Annotated in this window: 17 protein-coding genes and 1 pseudogene; 11 read left to right on the top strand and 7 right to left on the bottom strand. The window is 35.6% G+C overall.

Features of this window, described 5'->3' with window-relative positions; translation table 11 throughout:
- Positions 1–305: 305 nt before the first annotated feature.
- Positions 306–839 (bottom strand): YhcN/YlaJ family sporulation lipoprotein, encoded by a 534-nt coding sequence (locus K9B36_RS00005; RefSeq protein ID WP_223699845.1) that lies wholly within the window; start codon positions 837–839, stop codon positions 306–308.
- A 138-nt stretch (positions 840–977) separates the two neighbouring features.
- Here K9B36_RS00005 and K9B36_RS00010 point away from each other — a divergent pair, with 138 nt between their 5' ends.
- From K9B36_RS00010 to K9B36_RS00020, 3 genes and pseudogenes are all read left to right on the top strand, one after another.
- Positions 978–1,865, top strand: coding sequence for an alpha/beta fold hydrolase (locus K9B36_RS00010; RefSeq protein WP_223699846.1), 888 nt, complete (start codon positions 978–980; stop codon positions 1,863–1,865).
- A gap of 46 nt (positions 1,866–1,911) precedes the next feature.
- Positions 1,912–2,103: a DUF2187 family protein gene (locus K9B36_RS00015; protein ID WP_223699847.1), complete on the top strand. Its 192-nt coding sequence runs from the start codon at positions 1,912–1,914 to the stop codon at positions 2,101–2,103.
- 142 nt (positions 2,104–2,245) lie between these two features.
- Positions 2,246–3,578: pseudogene (locus K9B36_RS00020) on the top strand (IS3 family transposase).
- Positions 3,579–3,639: 61 nt separating this feature from the next.
- Here the strand turns inward: K9B36_RS00020 and K9B36_RS00025 are convergent.
- Complete coding sequence (locus tag K9B36_RS00025; RefSeq protein ID WP_223699848.1) at positions 3,640–4,227, bottom strand: cell wall hydrolase; 588 nt, start codon at positions 4,225–4,227, stop codon at positions 3,640–3,642.
- A gap of 207 nt (positions 4,228–4,434) precedes the next feature.
- Between K9B36_RS00025 and K9B36_RS00030 the strand changes: the two genes are divergently transcribed.
- A complete protein-coding gene (locus K9B36_RS00030) occupies positions 4,435–4,902 on the top strand; it encodes a hypothetical protein (protein ID WP_223699849.1) in 468 nt (155 codons plus the stop codon).
- Between the two features lie 103 nt (positions 4,903–5,005).
- Here the strand turns inward: K9B36_RS00030 and K9B36_RS00035 are convergent, their stop codons facing one another.
- Positions 5,006–5,707 carry a class I SAM-dependent methyltransferase gene (locus K9B36_RS00035; RefSeq protein ID WP_223699850.1) on the bottom strand — a complete coding sequence of 234 codons (702 nt, stop codon included), beginning with the start codon at positions 5,705–5,707 and terminating at the stop codon, positions 5,006–5,008.
- Positions 5,708–5,827: 120 nt separating this feature from the next.
- Here K9B36_RS00035 and K9B36_RS00040 point away from each other — a divergent pair, with 120 nt between their 5' ends.
- The 4 genes from K9B36_RS00040 (at position 5,828) to K9B36_RS00055 (ending at position 9,628) form a co-directional block, all read left to right on the top strand.
- The gene (locus tag K9B36_RS00040) at positions 5,828–6,031 is read left to right on the top strand and encodes a DUF6501 family protein (protein ID WP_223699851.1); all 204 of its coding nucleotides are present in this window, start codon (positions 5,828–5,830) and stop codon (positions 6,029–6,031) included.
- A 153-nt stretch (positions 6,032–6,184) separates the two neighbouring features.
- Positions 6,185–7,255, top strand: coding sequence for a PQQ-dependent sugar dehydrogenase (locus K9B36_RS00045; protein ID WP_223699852.1), 1,071 nt, complete (start codon positions 6,185–6,187; stop codon positions 7,253–7,255).
- A gap of 55 nt (positions 7,256–7,310) precedes the next feature.
- On the top strand, positions 7,311–8,096 hold the full coding sequence (locus tag K9B36_RS00050) for an STAS domain-containing protein (RefSeq protein ID WP_223699853.1): 786 nt from the start codon (positions 7,311–7,313) through the stop codon (positions 8,094–8,096).
- 92 nt (positions 8,097–8,188) lie between these two features.
- Positions 8,189–9,628, top strand: coding sequence for a phospholipase D family protein (locus K9B36_RS00055; RefSeq protein ID WP_223699855.1), 1,440 nt, complete (start codon positions 8,189–8,191; stop codon positions 9,626–9,628).
- A 69-nt stretch (positions 9,629–9,697) separates the two neighbouring features.
- On the opposite strand, the gene trhA is transcribed toward K9B36_RS00055, so the two are convergent.
- From trhA to K9B36_RS00075, 4 genes are all read right to left on the bottom strand, one after another.
- On the bottom strand, positions 9,698–10,345 hold the full coding sequence (gene trhA / locus K9B36_RS00060) for a PAQR family membrane homeostasis protein TrhA (RefSeq protein ID WP_223699860.1): 648 nt from the start codon (positions 10,343–10,345) through the stop codon (positions 9,698–9,700).
- Between the two features lie 132 nt (positions 10,346–10,477).
- A complete protein-coding gene (locus tag K9B36_RS00065) occupies positions 10,478–11,578 on the bottom strand; it encodes an AI-2E family transporter (protein WP_223699862.1) in 1,101 nt (366 codons plus the stop codon).
- Between the two features lie 150 nt (positions 11,579–11,728).
- Positions 11,729–13,348 carry an ABC-F family ATP-binding cassette domain-containing protein gene (locus K9B36_RS00070; protein WP_223699864.1) on the bottom strand — a complete coding sequence of 540 codons (1,620 nt, stop codon included), beginning with the start codon at positions 13,346–13,348 and terminating at the stop codon, positions 11,729–11,731.
- A 304-nt stretch (positions 13,349–13,652) separates the two neighbouring features.
- On the bottom strand, positions 13,653–14,105 hold the full coding sequence (locus K9B36_RS00075) for a cupredoxin domain-containing protein (RefSeq protein WP_223699866.1): 453 nt from the start codon (positions 14,103–14,105) through the stop codon (positions 13,653–13,655).
- A 655-nt stretch (positions 14,106–14,760) separates the two neighbouring features.
- On the opposite strand from K9B36_RS00075, the gene K9B36_RS00080 reads away from it, so the two are divergent.
- From K9B36_RS00080 to K9B36_RS00090, 3 genes are all read left to right on the top strand, one after another.
- Positions 14,761–15,306 (top strand): HD domain-containing protein, encoded by a 546-nt coding sequence (locus K9B36_RS00080; RefSeq protein ID WP_223699869.1) that lies wholly within the window; start codon positions 14,761–14,763, stop codon positions 15,304–15,306.
- Positions 15,307–15,691: 385 nt separating this feature from the next.
- Positions 15,692–17,848 (top strand): DNA helicase RecQ, encoded by a 2,157-nt coding sequence (recQ, locus tag K9B36_RS00085; RefSeq protein WP_223699871.1) that lies wholly within the window; start codon positions 15,692–15,694, stop codon positions 17,846–17,848.
- Between the two features lie 98 nt (positions 17,849–17,946).
- Entirely contained in the window at positions 17,947–18,216 is a 270-nt protein-coding gene (locus K9B36_RS00090; RefSeq protein ID WP_223699873.1) for a hypothetical protein, read from the top strand.
- Positions 18,217–18,323 lie beyond the last annotated feature (107 nt).

Consider the following 18,323-nt stretch of genomic DNA (forward strand, 5'->3'; position numbering starts at 1 on the left):
AAGTACATGAAAAGCAGGCAAGCGGATGGATGATGTACCAAAAAGAGGAAAGTAAGTACATGAAAAGCAGGCAAGCAGAAAAATGATGTTGCAACCAAAGCATTGTAAGTACATGAAAAGCAGGGGGATGGACCCACAGCAGAATTTATAGTTGACGGAGCACTATAAAGGGCTCCTCGGCTTATGCAGCCGAGGAAGGTACCGACGCAACACTTCGCCTAAAGCTAACATCCGAAACGGAAAGTGTCAGGGGGTTTAAACAGTCCCCTAATTATTATTCATAAATAAAGAAACTACCTTAATTACTATCTATTAGCATTTGTTGGGAACACACGTTGAATAGTTTCAGTAAATTCATCAAATAATCCACCGATTGGTCTACCTGATTCTAAATCATTTGCATAGCCGCCCATTCTATCAACAAATTCTGGATTCACGGATACATATACGTTTCTAATATCCCCATCAGCCTTACGCACCTGTTCGGCTATTTTTCTTTCCACTTGTTTAGATAAATCATTTCCACCAACTTCATCATTATCTAATACTGCTGCGACGTAAGCGTTTCGATTCGTCACAATAACATTACATGATTCTATTTCTTCCAATTCAGTAACCTTATCTGCCGCACGGTCCGCCACAACTAGCCTTGATTCATCATTGGCATTATTATTATTCCGGACATTCCGTGTGAGGTTGCGATTGTTCTGATCGTAGTTCACATTTAAGGCGTCATTGGGAGCTCCACGTTCTTCAGTTCCATAGTCGTTTACATTGGCACAACCTGTAGTTAGCATAGTTAAAGCAAGTCCTGTAACCAAAATTCCTTTAATACTCATTTCATTCACCTCTTTTTTAGTTATATAGATATCTTTCTTCAATGAGTCGTTAATTATTCAACAACTTTATGTACTGTTCGTCTGTTTTTAGGTTATGCTATAGGAAGAAATAAACAATCTTAAAATTAGGGATGAATAATGAAAAACTTGGAAACAGTTCAACCAAGCTTTAATAAAGAAACCTATTTAAAACTCTATAATATGACTGAATTAGAAAACATTCACCACTACAGATTCCAGCCTTATAAAAATGGGGAAATTTTTGTCCAAACGTTTTATCCTAAACATATGAAGGGCATAGTAGTATTAATTCATGGCTATTTAGATCATGCAGGAGCTCTTCAAAATATCATTTCTTATCTTATTTCTCATTCCTATGGAGTTATTACTTTTGATTTACCGGGTCATGGTCATTCTTATGGGCCACGGGGAGAAATTCAAGACTTCAGTGAATATTCCAAAGTGTTGGAAGAAGTAGTGTTACCTGCAAAAGAAAAGTACAGGGACATACCCTTTTTTGGCATAGGACATAGTACAGGGGCGTCCATACTAATTGAAAATACACATCACAGTTCTTATTCTTTTCAAAAAATTATTCTAGTCGCCCCGCTTATTAGACCTTATTTATGGTCTTTTTCTGAGTTAGGAGTTAAACTAATAAGGAATAGAATTAAATTTATTAGAAGAAAATTCAGGAATAACTCTGCTAATAAGGAATATTTAGAATTTGTAAAAAAAGATCCACTTCAATTCACTTCTTTACCTACAAGTTGGCTTCATTCATTATCAAAATGGAATCAGTCTCTTCTTGACTATTCGATAAAGCCGGTCACCTTCTACATTATTCAAGGGAATAGGGATAAGACAGTGGACTGGAGATATAATATTTCTTTTATTCTTAATAAATATCCACAAAGTAGGGCCACTTTAATTGATGGAGGAGATCATCAATTATTTAATGAAGAGCAGTCTATTCAAACAATCGTGTTAAACCAAATAAAAACAATTTTGCTTTCTGACGATTAAGGGTAATAATAAAGGACATTAAAAATTTTAAAGAGGTGGGTTAAAAATGGAAGAGGTAAAAGGTAATGGTATACAAATTGGTGACACCATTCAAATTAAAACTGGGACAAATAAAGGCACTAAAGGAAAAGTAATTGTGGTTCGTGATAGTTCAGTAATTGTAGAAATCGGCAAAAATCCTAGTACAGGCGAACCTCTTCGCACTGTAATTAACCATAAAAATTATAAAACAGTATAAAAGAAAGAGGTACCTGGAATGCAATGAACTACTACCCGAATAATGGACACTAAATAAAAAGTGCCCTTACTCGGGTTTTTCTATGTCTAAAACCAGAAAACCCGTTTATAATTAATTAACTAATTTGAACGGAGAATCAATCATGAGTAGAAACCTTTTTACAGACTTTCAAATAAAAGAATTAGAGAAAAACCCTAACGTTTTACGAGCGTCAGAACGTTCTATCACTTATACCCCTGCATTTAAACATAAAGCGGTATTAGATAATCAATCGGGTAAAATCCCTACTCAAATCTTTATTGAGCATGGATTTGATTTAGATTTGATTGGTAAGAAACAGCCTCAAAAATGACTGCATCGGTGGAGGAATATATACTCGAAGTATGGAGAGGTAGGCTTGGAAGCGGAAAGAAGAGGAAAAGGTAGTTCTGGACGACCTTCAAGTAAGAACCTATCTTCCGAAGAGAAGCTAAAAAAAGCAGAAGCAAGAATTAAGTATTTGGAAGCAGAGAATGATTTCTTAAAAAAGCTAGAAGATCTCGAGAGGCAGGCGCTGAAGAAAAAACGTTAAAGGCATCAGAGAAATATCAACTTATTGAATAACCATTAGGACTCCACCAGCTAAGGTGGCAAGTATCCACTCTTTGCGAATTATGTAATGTCAGCCGCAGTGGGTATTATGCATGGCTTCAAGGTGAAGAGAAACGGCAATTACGTGAGGAATCGGATGAATTAGAAGTAGAACTTATCCGATATATTTTTAAGCAAAAAAACGATAAGGCAGGAGCTCTGTCCATCAAAATGTTCTTAGAAAATGATTAGATTATTACGTTGTCATGAATCATAAAAAGATTAGAAGGCTCATGCGAAAATTCAACCTTGTAACTAAGCTCCTAAGAGCAAACCCATACCGCAAAATGCTTAGAGCCACACAAGAACATCGTACTTGTGAGAACTTAGTTAATCGAGAGTTTGATCAAGGAGAACCAGGAAAAGTATTATTAACGGATATTACGTATCTTTATTATAGCAATGGCCAGAAAGCCTATCTCTCCTGTGTAAAAGATGGCGCAACCAAAGAGATCTTAGCCCATTACTTATCCACTTCACTTGAAATGAAAATTGTCTATCAAACACTTAATAAACTTCAAGAAACAACAGAATATTTCCATCCTGAAGCTATCCTGCACTCTGATCAGGGCTTCCATTATACCCATCCATTGTTTCAGGATAAGGTGAAGAAGCTAAAGATAAAGCAATCCATGTCCAGACGAGGAAACTGCTGGGATAACGCACCGATGGAATCTTTCTTTGGTCATTTTAAGGATTGGGTAGATCATAAAGCATGTGGGACCTTACGACAATTGAAGCAGCAGGTAAACTCGTTTATTGAAGAATATAATAATAATCGTTACCAATGGGGATTAAAGAAAATGACCCCGGTTCAATACCGAGGTCATTTACTAGGTGCATAGGTCGCTTTTATTAAAGTGTCCATTATTAGGGGTACAGTTCACAATCCGGGTACCTCTTTTTTTATTGTGCGAAAACATGATTGCCTATTATTTTAGTAACAGGTCTCGTACGAATCCATTGATCTCCGGTTTTATCAGGGTTAAAGAAATATAAGGATTCTTGTCCATCTCCACCAAAAGCAATTGCTTCCTCTACTGCTTTAATAGCTTCCTTATCGGCTTTTTTATTTATTTCGCCATTTTTAACTGGAGAAAATTGATAAACTCCGCCTGCAGAGGTTTCTAAGATTACCTCTTTAATTGAGTTCGGAAATAAGTCGCTATCTACTCGATTTAACACAACGGTAGCAACTGCTACTTTTCCTTCATAAGGTTCCCCTTTTGATTCGGCGTGTACAAGACGAGCAAGAATTTCTTTTTCTTCTTCAGACACTGCCTTTGGAAGCTTTAATGACTCACCAGGAAAAATTAAGTGATTCCCTTTATTGTTAATAGCTTGCATTTCTTTAACAGACACCCCATAAGATTTTCCTATATTCAATAATGTGTCATCGGTTTGAACTTTATATGACTCTGCTGCTTTTGCAGTAATACCTGTTCCTGCTAATAATACAACAGCTAGAGCTAAAATTATCAATAGGTTTTTCATATAATAGAATTCCTCCTTGTGTTGTATTTTAACAACTCTCGGACTCTCTAGAATACATAGTAGCAAGATATTATCGAAATATCACTGTATAAATGTTCCCATTTTGATAAGTTTACAGGATGAATTAGTATAATTTTACAATCATATCATTGATACAAATAATATTATGTATAAATATTGGTAATACTTAAATATAGAAGAACTAAGGTGGTGAAAGTCATTAACTATTATGCAGGATATTCTTCAGCATTCCATGGTTTTCTAATGGCCGTTTGTTTTCTTCAAGGGTATAATCATCTCGCTACTAGCAAATTGATTGCTATTATCTATTTTGCCATTTCGGGCATATCCTTGCTTGCATTATGTACTCGATATGGTTTAAGTGTAGTAGGAAATGAGCTTCTTTACGAAGTAAGTCTTTTAGGAAAAACATTAAAGAAAAAAAACATCTCTGCAGTGGAGATAAGGAAGATTGAGTTTAAGCGAGTAGGCTGGTCCACGAAAGGAGCTTATCTTTATTATTCCAAAAATCATCCTTTCCCGTTGAGACTTATAAATTATAAGCCTCAAGAGATGTACGATGTTTTATTGTTATTTGCAAAAAACAACCAAATTCCAGTTTCTCTACAGGAGGAATATGAAGACTTACCTAGTGGAATGACGAAAAACAGCTAATGTCAGAATCTTACTGACTTTAGCTGTTTTTGTTTAGTCAAAATAATAATGGATAGGGCTCGGTTCTGGACATCTTGTTCCCTTACACTTTAGGAAAAACCCCTTATTTTTTTGCCTTAATAATACTTAATTCAATGTGTGAGCCTGTTTCTAATGTTAATTCTTCATGCTTTCTGAGTATCGAAAAGTATTCTTCACCAATATCATGGGAGGGATCCAATTCTGGTTCAGAAGGTTCAATATTAGAGAGAGCGATACTATTATGGTTTATTTCACGAAACCCAAAACTACTGAAAGTTTTATCCCACTCCTCTTTTGTTAAAATTTTAGGAATGCCATAAACTTGCTTCATTTTGGTCTCTAGCGATTTAGGAAGGGTCTCTTTTTTAGTCATTTCAATACAAATGAGAGAGCCATTTCGCTTTAAGAGGCGGTACACTTCAGGTATGGATTTTTTAATATTCGTAAATGTAAGGACCGATTCAGCAAGTACATAATCAAAAGTTGAAGGAACAAGTAATGTTTCTTCTATACTCATCTTCAACGCTGTACAAGGCAACTGACGTTCAAGAAATCTTTTGTTTGCTTTTTCTACCATAAGGGGGTGGTTATCTATCGTAGTTAGTTTCGCACCATGAGAACACAAATACGCTGATGTTTGACCAGTGCCACACCCAACCTCTAGCACTGTTTTATTGTTTAAATCCATTTCAGTAAGAATGTCTTTTGTTAACTCCAGTCCCCCTGGATGGGCACCGCCTATACCAAGTAAGGCAAGAAGTTCTGTGTATGCTTGTTTGCTCATTTCTTTCACCTCCCCTAATTATATGAATAAGGAGTGTGTTAAGTTCAAAAAATCCAAACTGGCGAAAAAAGTGTAGTTGAGATATGATTAGGGGGAAAAGTTAATTTAGGAGGTATCTTAGTGATTCATCAAACCTGGAAGAACCGAGAAGCAATAAAAGTAGTTAAATGCATACATACTAATGCTGAAAAATACTTAGTTGATAACATGTTAACAAAAGGCAAAACATATGAAGTGAAAAACGAAACAGAAGAGTTTTATTTTCTAGAAGATAATAGCGGACACATTGGTGGTTATTATAAAAATTATTTTGAAACCATCTAAAGCAGCAAGGCGTTCAATCGTCTTGTTTTTTTCTGATTTGGGAACTTTAAAGTGTTACACGCAGTTAATTACTCTCAAGTATATAGTGGAGCTCCATTGTTTGGATGTTTATTTATCATTAAAAAGGGTATATAAAATAAGTGAGGTGTCTCTATGAGCAAAAAACTTTTTTTATGGGCGTTATTATTGGTTCTAATAAGCAGCGGATGTGTAAATACCACTCAAGAAAGTGATAATAAATCCTCTAGTTCAAGTGAAAATTCTTCTGTAGAAGTTATTGCGCGGAACCTGGAAAGTCCTTGGGCGATAGTGAAGCATAAGGACATTTTTTTTATTACCGAAAGAAATGGGACTATAACTAAAATCGAAAATGAAGTTCAACAAAGAGAGTCCGTTGAGCTTCATGAAAATGTTTTACATCATGGGGAAGGTGGACTTTTAGGGATGGTCCTTCATCCTGACTTTGAAAATAATAAATTAGCATTCCTCTACCATACTTATGGTTCAGAAGATGCCATAAAAAACCGTTTAGTCGTGATAAAATATGAAGAAGATAAGTGGGTAGAGCAAAGTGTCCTTTTGGAAAATATAGAAGGATCTACTTTTCATAATGGCGGCAGGATAAAAATTGGTCCTGATTCCATGCTTTACGTAACAATAGGAGATGTTCAGAATCCAGAAAGTGCTCAAAACCCAGATTCGTTACAGGGGAGTATATTACGAATGGAGTTAGACGGTTCTATTCCATCCGATAATCCTTATCACGACTCTTATGTTTATTCATACGGCCATCGCAACTCTCAGGGAATGGCTTGGGACTTAGAAAGTGAAACGATGTATGCATCAGAACATGGACCGTCTGCAAGAGATGAAATAAATATAATTGAGCCAGGACAAAATTACGGTTGGCCAGTGATCACCGGGAGTGAACAAGAAGAAAAAATGGTGCCGCCATTATTTCATTCTGGCTCTAAAACGTGGGCACCTTCTGGAATAGCTTTTCACAATAACATTTTGTATGTTGCAGCTTTAAGAGGGGAAGCAATCCGGTCCTTTAATCTAGAAACACAAGAAGAGTATCCATTGGTAAGAGAATACGGGAGAATAAGAGATATAGTTATAGAGGAAGAATATCTCTATGCCATTACGAATAATACAGATGGTAGAGGAAACCCTGATACAAATGATGATATACTTCTAATTATTTCTTTAAATGAAAATTAATTAAACTAATATAGGAGATTAAATATACAGTAACGAAGTAAAAGGGGGCAGCAATATGGACTCAGTAGATATAGAGATGTTCAAAGAAATGAACGTAATTAAATTATTGGACAGTATTGGAGAAAGTTTAATTTTTGCAGATAAAAATCAAGATATTAGATGGTTTAACCAACCTGCAAGAGAGCTGCTTACAACCATTGGGCCCTACGTGAAAATGGATAATCCCGATGACTTTATTGGCATTAATCTTTCTCTGTTCCATGGCCCAAGGCAAACTAAAATAATCGAGGAAGGTAATTTTCCGCATAAAGCGCAAATAAAGCTATTCAATAGATTTACAGCCAATATAGTGGTGGACATGGTTCATAACAACACAGGAAACCTTACAGGGTATATTCTGACATGGAAAGACGTAACAGATTTTGAACAAGAATTATTATATCAGCAAACACAGTTAAAGAGCCTTTATACTCCTATAATCGGAACAGCGATTGACTCTGTATTATTGGTTGCCATGACAGGCATTCTTTCGGAAGAGAGAATGCAATATACAAAAGACGCGATATTAATGGCTTGTGCAGAGAGAAAAGCAGAATACATTATTTTTGACTTTACCGGAATAGTGGATGACTTTGGTGAAGCTGTCGTATTTCATCTTGACCAAGTAGCGGAAGCATTAAAGCTCATGGGATCTGAAGCAGTCTTTGTCGGCTTGAATGTTCAATTTGTACAAGAAATGGTAAAGAAAGGTCTTACAATGCAAGTTAAAACCTTCCAATCCTTTAAGCAGGGAATACAATACATCTGGAAGGAAAAAGGGTATAAGCTTGTAAAAATTTGATATGCTGCATAAACATAATTTGAAGATCCTATCTAAAAAAGCTTGTAGTTTTTACGAGCTTTTTAGGGTTGGATGTAAAAGGGGCAAAAGGCATGTTGGACCAATTAAAGAAACGTAAATTTATTGTTTTTATTACATTAATTATTTTAGTTGTAATAAGTACGAGTATTTACCATAGCTATAAACCCCTGCCAGATAATGTTTCATTTGAAGGTGAGGAACATACTGTATCAAATGTTGATTTTCTGTACGATTTAACCTATCAGAAAGATAATAAAGAAATTTCAGAGCATTCTATTTTCGAAAGAATATATAAAATAATAGAAGAGGCGGAAGACTTTATAGTACTAGACATGTTTTTATTTAATGGATACAACGATGGGGAACGTGATTTTCCTCCATTAAGTGAAAATTTGACGGAAGCCCTTATTAATAAGAAAAATAAAAACATAGATATGGAGATCGTTTTTATTACAGACCAAATCAATACTACGTACGGTGGACATAACACGAAGAAACTAGAATTACTTAAAGATAATGGTATAAGAGTAGTAGAGACAAATGTTAATGTACTGCGAGATTCGAATCCTTTATATTCAGGAGTATGGCGTGTCTTCTTTCAATGGTTTGGTCAGGAAGGTTCCGGATGGGTAAAGAACCCTATGTCTGAAAACGCCCCTGAAACAACAGTACGTTCTTATTTAAAGCTACTAAATATAAAAGCAAATCATAGAAAAGTAGTGATTACAGATAAATCAGCAATCATTTCATCTGCCAATCCTCATGATGCTAGCGGCTTTCATTCCAATGTTGCCTTTGAAGTGTCAGGGCCGATTATTCAAGAACTGCTTATAACCGAGCAGGCAATACTCGATTTTTCAGGCGGAGGAGAGCTACCAACTTATGATATGTCCCGCACCTCTGAATCAGAAGAAGGAGATATCAAAGTACAACTGTTAACAGAAGGTAAAATACTTAAGCATGTTGTTCGGGATATTAAAGAAACAAAACAAGGAGAAGAAATTTGGCTAGGTATGTTTTATCTAGCAGAAAGAAATATTGTAGAAGAATTAATTGAGGCTGCCAAACGTGGAGTAAACATTAATATGGTATTAGATCCAAATGAACATGCCTTTGGACAACAGAAAATCGGAATGCCTAATAGACCGGTTGCAGCAGAACTGATAGAAGAGGGAGGAGGGAATATAAAGATAAAGTGGTTTAATACAAAAGGGGAGCAATATCATCCTAAAATGATTTTTTTGAAAAAGGACGACTCGTCTACTATTATTGGCGGTTCTGCCAATTTTACAAAAAGAAATTTAGATGATCTTAATTTGGAAACTAATATTAAAATAAAGGCACCAAATGACTCTGAAATCATGACAGAAGTAGATGACTATTTTCATAGATTATGGGTAAATGAAGATGTAGAGTACACTTTACCGTTTGAAGCATATGCAGACGAAAGACCTTACCTTAAAAAAGTAATGTACCGACTTCAAAAACTATTTGGATTTACAACCTATTAATTCTATTGGTTGCAACAAAAATCCAATAAATATAGAAAACCGGAGGACTAATTGGTTCCTCCGGTTTTTCTAACTGATCGGTAATACATAGAATAAAAAGAAAAAGAAATGTAATAGCGTTCCGACTAAAACGAAAATATGCCAAACTGCATGATGATAAGGAAATGCTCTCCACATATAGAAAATAGCTCCTAAACTATAAACGATTCCTCCTGACACAAGAAATACTATGCCGTCAGCCCCTACTTTAGCCGTAATTTCATTCCAGCCAAATACAGCTAGCCAACCCATTAAGACATAGAGGATAGTTGAAGCAAAAAGAAATTTACGAACAAAAAAGACTTTGAAGATAGTTCCTGCAATAGCTAAAGTCCAAACAATACCAAAAATGGTCCAACCAATTACACCATCCATGACGATTAATGTAATGGGGGTATAACTACCTGCAATGAAAAAGTAAATGGAGGAATGATCCAAAATCTCAAAGACATTTTTAGCTTTTCCTTTTGGTAATGCATGTAACATGGTGGATGCGGTGTAGAGCATCAGCATAGTTATTCCATAAATAATAAAAGTAAATAAGTGAAGAAGTGTTCCGTCAATGCTAGCAAATATTATTAGTAGAACTAGTGCAGCAACACTGATTAACATACCAATCCCGTGTGTAATTGAATTTGCAATTTCTTCGCCTTTTGTAAAAGTATGTGTTTGCGCCATTTTTATCCCTGCACTTTCTTAATTTAATATACTAAAGTCACCATTCCATCATACCAAGATTAAGCAAAAAGTGCCAATGAAAAGCATAGTAAAAAGCATGAAAGGAGATTACTATCCTTTCATGCTAAGTTATTAATACAACGTATCGTCTGGTACTCTTACTTTTCGCAGTTTTATAAATCGGATAGTATGCAGCACAATTACTTTTGAAATTGCATAAGTGGGAACTGCCAGTAAAAGTCCTAATAACCCTGCAAATTTACTTGCAACAAGTAGCAAAAGGATAATAGTCAGCGGATGGACGTCCAATTTTTTTCCCATAACCTGAGGAGAAATAATGTTACTTTCAATCTGCTGAACAATGATTACGACGAGTAATACCCATAATGCCATAATAGGGCGATCAAAAAATGCTACGATAACACTTGGAATGGTTCCGATAAATGGCCCAATAAATGGGATCACATTCGTAAACATCGCAATAAGAGCTAAAACTAACGAATATTCTAACCCGATAATTAAGAATCCAATATAAATCATGACCCCAACAAAAACACTAACAATAATTTGACCCTGTATATAGGAACTAAGTGCAGTATCCATATCTTTTAAGACACTTTTTCCTTCGCGTTCATGTTGCCTTGGAATAAACTTAAGGACTTGATCTGATAGTCTATCCCCATCCTTTAACATATAGAAGAGCACAAAAGGTATAATGACAAGGATAATAACAAAACCTGTTATTGCACTTATCACATTTATTAGATTTGATCCTAACGTTGCTAAGTAAGCATTTAAATTATCTGCTATATCTCTGGAAATCTCTTCTAATGAAAATAACTCATCTTGCTGAAATCTCGAGACATACTCATTTTCCTGTAGTGCAATTGTGAAATCACGAATTTCATTTACAATTCCTGGCGTGTTTTTAACTAGGCTATTAACCTGTTGTTGTAAAGTCGGCCCTATTAAGAAGATGACAAGTGTAATCAATCCAATAAAAATCAGATAAATAATTAATATCCCAACCGCCCTTGGCATGTACAGTGCAGCCAGATTTACGAGTGGACGTAATAAGTAGTAGATGACTCCTGCTAAAATAATAGGTGCAAATAGTGTTTTTATTACAATTGTAATTGGAGTAAAGATAAAACCAACTAAAGATGCTAAGTAAATAATTAATAGTAAAACAATTAATCCGTACCCAATCCGAAACCACTTTGTTTGCGGCATAATTCTACCTCATTTCCGTAACATTGAATAAGTATCTTAAAATTAATATACCTTAATAAATAAGAAAAGTAACGAAAAATACTACTTTTTCAAGAAGTTGACGAAAATAGCCTTCAATAAAGAAAAAAGCCCTCCTAAGAAGGCTTTTTATTAGGCATATAATTCTGCAAGTTGCTTTTGTACAGAAGGGTCTTCCAAGTACTCATCATAAGGCATTTGTTTATCAACAATACCATTAGGCGTGATCTCGATCATTCTGTTTCCTATTGTTTGGATAAACTGGTGGTCATGAGAAGTGAATATCATGGCCCCTTTAAAGTTTATTAAACCATTATTTAAAGCGGTAATAGATTCTAAATCCAAATGGTTGGTAGGGTCATCAAGCAACAAGACATTACCGCCGCTTAGCATCATTTTAGAAAGCATGCAGCGAACTTTCTCTCCTCCTGAAAGAACACTTGCTTTCTTTAATACTTCTTCACCAGAGAATAGCATTCTTCCTAAGAAACCACGTAAAAAGCTTTCTGTCTGGTCGTTAGGTGAATATTCACGTAGCCAGTCGACTAAGTTCACGTCAACCCCTTCAAAGTACGCGGAATTGTCTCTAGGAAAGTAGGAATGGGAAGTTGTAATACCCCATCTAAAGGTTCCGCTATCAGGCTCCATTTCACCTGCCAAAATCTTAAGCAGCGTAGTGTTAGCTAATTCATTTCCGCCAACTAAAGCAATTTTGTCTTCTTTATTCATGATAAAGCTGATGTTATCTAATACTTTGACTCCATCAATTGTCTTAGTTAATCCTTCAACCCGTAGTAAATCATTTCCGATTTCCCGTTCAGGTGTAAAATTAACATAAGGGTACTTTCTTGAAGATGGTTTAATATCATCAATTGTTATTTTTTCTAATAGTTTCTTACGAGAGGTTGCCTGTTTTGATTTCGAAGCATTTGCACTAAATCTGGCAATAAATGCTTGAAGCTCTTTTACTTTTTCTTCTTTTTTACGGTTAGCATCTGAAGATAATCGGGAAGCAAGTTGACTTGATTCATACCAGAAATCATAGTTACCTACATAAACCTGAATTTTGCTATAATCCAAATCAGCAATGTGTGTACAAACTTTGTTTAAGAAATGACGGTCATGAGAAACGACAATTACGGTATTTTCGAAGTTGATAAGAAATTCCTCTAACCATTGAATAGCTTTTATGTCTAAGTTATTTGTTGGCTCATCTAATAACAATACATCCGGTTTCCCGAAAAGCGCTTGAGCAAGTAAAACTTTGACTTTGTCTCCACCAGACAAATCTGCCATCTTTTTCGTATGAAGGTCAACAGAAATCCCTAAACCTTTTAATAGAATAGCGGCTTCAGACTCTGCTTCCCAACCGTTAAGTTCGGCAAACTCACCTTCTAGTTCGGCAGCACGCATACCATCTTCATCAGAGAAGTCTTCCTTCATATATATTGCATCTTTTTCCTGCATCACCTCATAAAGACGTGAATGCCCCATAATTACGACTTTCATTACTTCATGTTCTTCATATTCAAACTGGTTCTGCTTCAAAATAGCCATACGCTCGCCTGGATTCATGTGGACATCACCAGTTTGAGCTTCTACTTCTCCAGAAAGAATTTTCAGGAACGTAGATTTACCTGCACCATTTGCTCCAATAAGACCGTAGCAATTTCCTGGTGTAAATTTTATGTTAACATCTTCAAATAATTTTCGATCACCAAAACGCAAACTTATATTTGTAACTGTAAGCATATATACTTTTCCTCCAAAATTAATGTCGTTGAAATTATACCATTAAATCGGGCAGTTGCAAAAGATTCATTTGTTAATGTTATTTTAATTTTAAAAAGTGACTGCTTTTTGTGAGTATGGAATGTAGGATTAGAGGGAGGTTGGATTTCACTGCAAATTTTAAATAATGTGCTCTTCCTACGGAAAATGCAAAAGCGCCTTTCCCTCTAGGGGATAGACGCTGGGGACACGATATTTACCAGATTCAAAAGACTATATACTATCATTCCTATCAGAATTATCTTAGTACAGAAACATCCAACCATTAATAAACATAGATATAAGCAACCATAGGGGGACTATGTTGGCCATTGTGGTTGGAGTGGGTTGTACATATTAATTGATATACACCCGGTTTATCAAATCGTGTATTAATCAAGGTTACTTCTCCCTTTTTTACCACACCTGAAATGTCTGTACCTTCAATCGTGAATGGATGATCTGACCCGTTAACGCCAAATATACTTAGAGTGATATCTTTTCCTTTAGGAACCGTAATAGTACCGGGATCAAACCTGTATGCTTCAATCTCCGTCCCATCTGTTAGGGTGGTCTTAAACTCAGAGGTTATCATATGAAAAACCAGCTTATTTTCTTCGAGAGGTTTTCCAGTAGTAGGAATAGCACCTACATTAACTATATACCAGCCTCCAAGAGCAATTAAGGTACAGAAAAAAACGATCTTCACTACACTTTTCTTTAAAATATAAAATCTCACTTTCCGGTCAACTCCTTTTCCTAAGCGTGTCTTTCTATTAGGCTTTATTCAAAAATGCCAACACGGCTTGTACAAACTCACCTTAAGTAACATTTAAAGCGAAAACAGCCTACTATTAATACGTATGCTTACTTTTGAATAGGGTTGTCTATTTTTATGAAGAAAGTCTATAATTTTCCGAGAAATTTTATGTAAATTGAGTTGGAAAGAAGGAGCCTTTCATAAAATTAATTGGGGAATTAATTGGCATATGGATCCGCTTTTACTATGCTGGGAAATTAAGCGAGATTATGAGGACTTGACTTGGAGAAAAGCGTTCAGTGCGCAAATCTCGAGAAGTGGTGCGGAAAAACCGAGTTCCGTGCGCAACCCGAGAAGTGGTGCGAAAAACCCGAGTTCCGTGCACAAGTCCCTAGAAGTGGTATGCAACACAGGAATACCGCATGCACGCCACCTCGAAATCTACCAACTAACACCGTTCCATGGGTGATCTCTCCAAAATAAAGGAGGAAAACACCATTCCTTTATACTATTTAATAACGCCAAAGCATGAAAACCAACGAGTATTTCGCTATAATATCTTACACAGAAGCGATAGATAGGTGTTACAATTAATGAGAGACATGAACACTTATAATGCATAGGAGGTTTTACATTGAATTTGATTGATAAAGCAATTGTAGTTGCAACAAGAGCCCATCAGGATCAATATCGAAAAGGAACGAATATCCCTTATATTGTGCATCCATATAGTGTAGGAATGATACTGCAAAAAGAAGATTGCGCAGAGGATATTATTTGTGCTGGTATTCTACACGATACTGTCGAGGACACTGATGTAACTCTTGAAAGAATACAAGAGGAGTTTAATGAAAATATCGCTAGAATAGTGGAGGGCTGTTCAGAACCTAATAAGAAGGAAACATGGGAAGCGAGAAAAAGGCAAACCATTGAACATATTAAAAGGGTGGACATTGAAATAGGATATGTAATTTGTGCAGATAAAATTCATAATCTACAATCGATAAGGGAGGATATACAAATCGAAGGAGATAAAGTGTGGACTCGTTTTAAGAGAGAAAAAGAGTACCAAGAATGGTATTATTATGGTATAGTTGCAAGCTTTCATGAAAACGAGCATATGAAAAATAAACCTATTTTTTATAATCTGGAAAAGCTAGTAAACCTAGTGTTTTCTTGATATTAGACCTACCCATATGGCCCTTGGAAAGCTAACAATTATTGCAAGTTAAAAGTTTAATTTAACAAAGTTGATTAAGTAGAAAAAATCCTATCATATATTGAATTTCTTATAATATTTAGCTAAGATGAAATTGAGTATCCCCAAGCGAAACTTCTTTTCCCCTCCTCAAAAAAATAATGGCTATTTTCGCGTTGTTTGTTGCTTGTACTTATGTTAGCACCAGAGGCAACAATCGCTGCTGTAGTGTTTTTTACTAAAACTTAAAAATCACTATTATTTGTGTGCGCTTGGACAACTACAGCCTTTCTGCAACAATCTTTACGAAATGATCCTAATTAATTCACTGGTTAGCAAATCAAGATAAGTTAAAAAGAGGTGTATTATGTACGAACAAGGTAAAAAAATATTGCAACAATACTTCGGCTATCAGGACTTTAGAGCCGGTCAAAAGAATATCATATCAAGCATACTGGAACGTCACAATACACTCGGTGTGATGCCAACTGGTGGTGGAAAATCAATTTGCTACCAAGTTCCTGCCTTGCTATTCGAAGGAATTAGCATTGTTATTTCGCCGTTGATCTCCCTCATGAAAGATCAAGTAGATACATTAACTAACATGGGAATACAGGCGACATATATAAATAGTTCACTAACTCACCGTGAAGTTCAGGATAGGTTAAGGCAGGTAGAACAAGGAGATATAAAGCTTGTATATTTGGCTCCTGAGCGTTTGGAATCTCATGATTTTTTAGAAGCTTTACCTTATCTTGATATATCACTCATTGCTGTAGATGAAGCACATTGTATGTCCCAATGGGGTCATGATTTTAGGCCAAGCTACAGAGAAGTTGGGAGCTTTATTAGTAGAATCCAAGGCAATCCTATTATTGCTGCTTTTACTGCCACCGCAACTAAGGAAGTAGTCGAGGATATTTGTATGATGTTGAATATCCAGGAGGAACATACCCATGTAACAGGACTTTCACGAGATAATCTTACTTTCTCTGTTTTACGAGGAACGAATAAAGAGTCGTACTTATCTCAATTTTTAAAAACGAATAAAGAAGAGTCCGGTATAGTTTATGCTTCTACAAGAAAAGAAGTAGACCAAATTTATGCGAGCTTAACTGGAAAAGGTTATCAAGTCGGAAAGTATCATGCAGGACTTTCCGAGGAGGAACGGAAGCAATATCAAGAGGAGTTTCTTTATGACCAAATAAAAATAATGGTCGCCACCAATGCTTTTGGAATGGGCATCGATAAATCTAATGTTCGCTTTGTTATCCATTATAATATGCCTAAAAATGTAGAGTCGTACTATCAGGAAGCAGGTAGGGCAGGGCGGGATGGTGAGCTAAGTGAATGTGTTCTATTGTTTAACGCACGAGACGTTCAGGTACAAAAGTTTCTGATAGAAGAAAGTATAAGGTCACAGCAGCGCAAAATGCAAGAATATCAAAAGCTACAATCTATGATGGACTATTGTTACACACAGCAATGTCTACAAACCTATATTGTACAGTATTTTGGTGAAAGCAGGGAAGAAGCTTGTGGGAAATGTAGCAATTGCTCGAAAAAATATGTGGAACAAGATATTACTCTAGAAGCACAAAAAATATTTTCATGTATTCATAGGATGAATGAGAGATTTGGAGCAACGCTTGTAGCTAAGGTTCTAAAGGGCTCGAAGGATAAACGAATTGCGCAATTTCGTTTTGATAAATTACCTACATATGGTCTAATGAGCTCTTATACAGAAAAAGAGCTTGTAGAATTAATTAATATTCTTATTGCAGAAGGATATCTACTATTAACGGAAGGACAATATCCTGTAGTGAAAATAGGTTCAAGAGCAGTTCCTGTTTTAAAAGGAAAAGAAAAAGTATTACTTAAAATGAAAGAAAAAGTGGAAGCAATAATAGAGAACAATGATTTATTTGAACAGTTAAGAAGCGTTAGAAAAGAGGTGGCACGGAAGGAGGGTTTACCCCCTTATGTAATTTTCCCAGATAGTACCCTTCGTGAAATGTGTAAGTACTTTCCATTAGATAAAGATTCAATGCTTGGGATCAAAGGAGTAGGGACGCATCGTTATGAAAAATACGGAGAGGTTTTTGTTCAAGAAATAAAGCTATTCGTGGAAAAGAATGATATACAACCTGTAACCCAGCCGATTAATACAGAATCGAACATGGAAACAAAGCGAACAAAAAAAACAAGCACTACCCGATTAACTACGGGTGAGGCAAGTCATCATCAAACACTTTCGCTATATCATGACGGATTATCTTTAGAGCAAATAGCTAAAGAAAGAGAAATGAGCTTAATAACCATCCAAAATCATTTATTTAAATGCTTCGATGAAAAACCTGATTCGTTCGATCTGAATGATTTTATCCTAGCAGATACTGAAGCGGAAATAATAGAAGCAGTTAAACAAGTGGGTAGTGAAAAGCTCAGACCAATCAAGGACATATTACCACCGAATATCGAATATATGGCAATCAAAGCTGTAATAATGAAACATGACTTGTAACGTATAGACTACTGAAGAGGTTCGGTGTTTTAAAATTGATTGAAAAGGGTATTTCAACAATATATAGAAATTAAGACTTCACTATACAGGAGGTTTTTATGATGAATACCAGTCCACTTAAATCTGCGGTTATCGTTGGTGCAGGAATCACAAGTGTTAGTCTATTAGCATCTAAATCGAATAGAAAAAAACTTATGAACTTTACAACTAAAATGAAGAATAAGGTTGTCCCATTAAAGTATAGAAATACGGATCTTCCAATTGAGAAAGGCGGAAACCCGCATCCAGAGGATCTTGAAGATAATAAAATGGTCAGTGAGGGTGCTCAATATTCTGTAGAATATTACGATAAGAAAATTCAGGATTAATAAAGAGTATTTAAAGGACCGGGAATTTCCTAACAGGACAAAAATTCTCTTTCATATGATTATGCTGAAGCAACAATTATTCCGAAATCAATTTTAATATAAAAATG

The organism is Sutcliffiella deserti, assembly GCF_020037475.1.
Taxonomy (GTDB): Bacteria; Bacillota; Bacilli; order Bacillales; family Bacillaceae_I; genus Sutcliffiella_A; species Sutcliffiella_A deserti.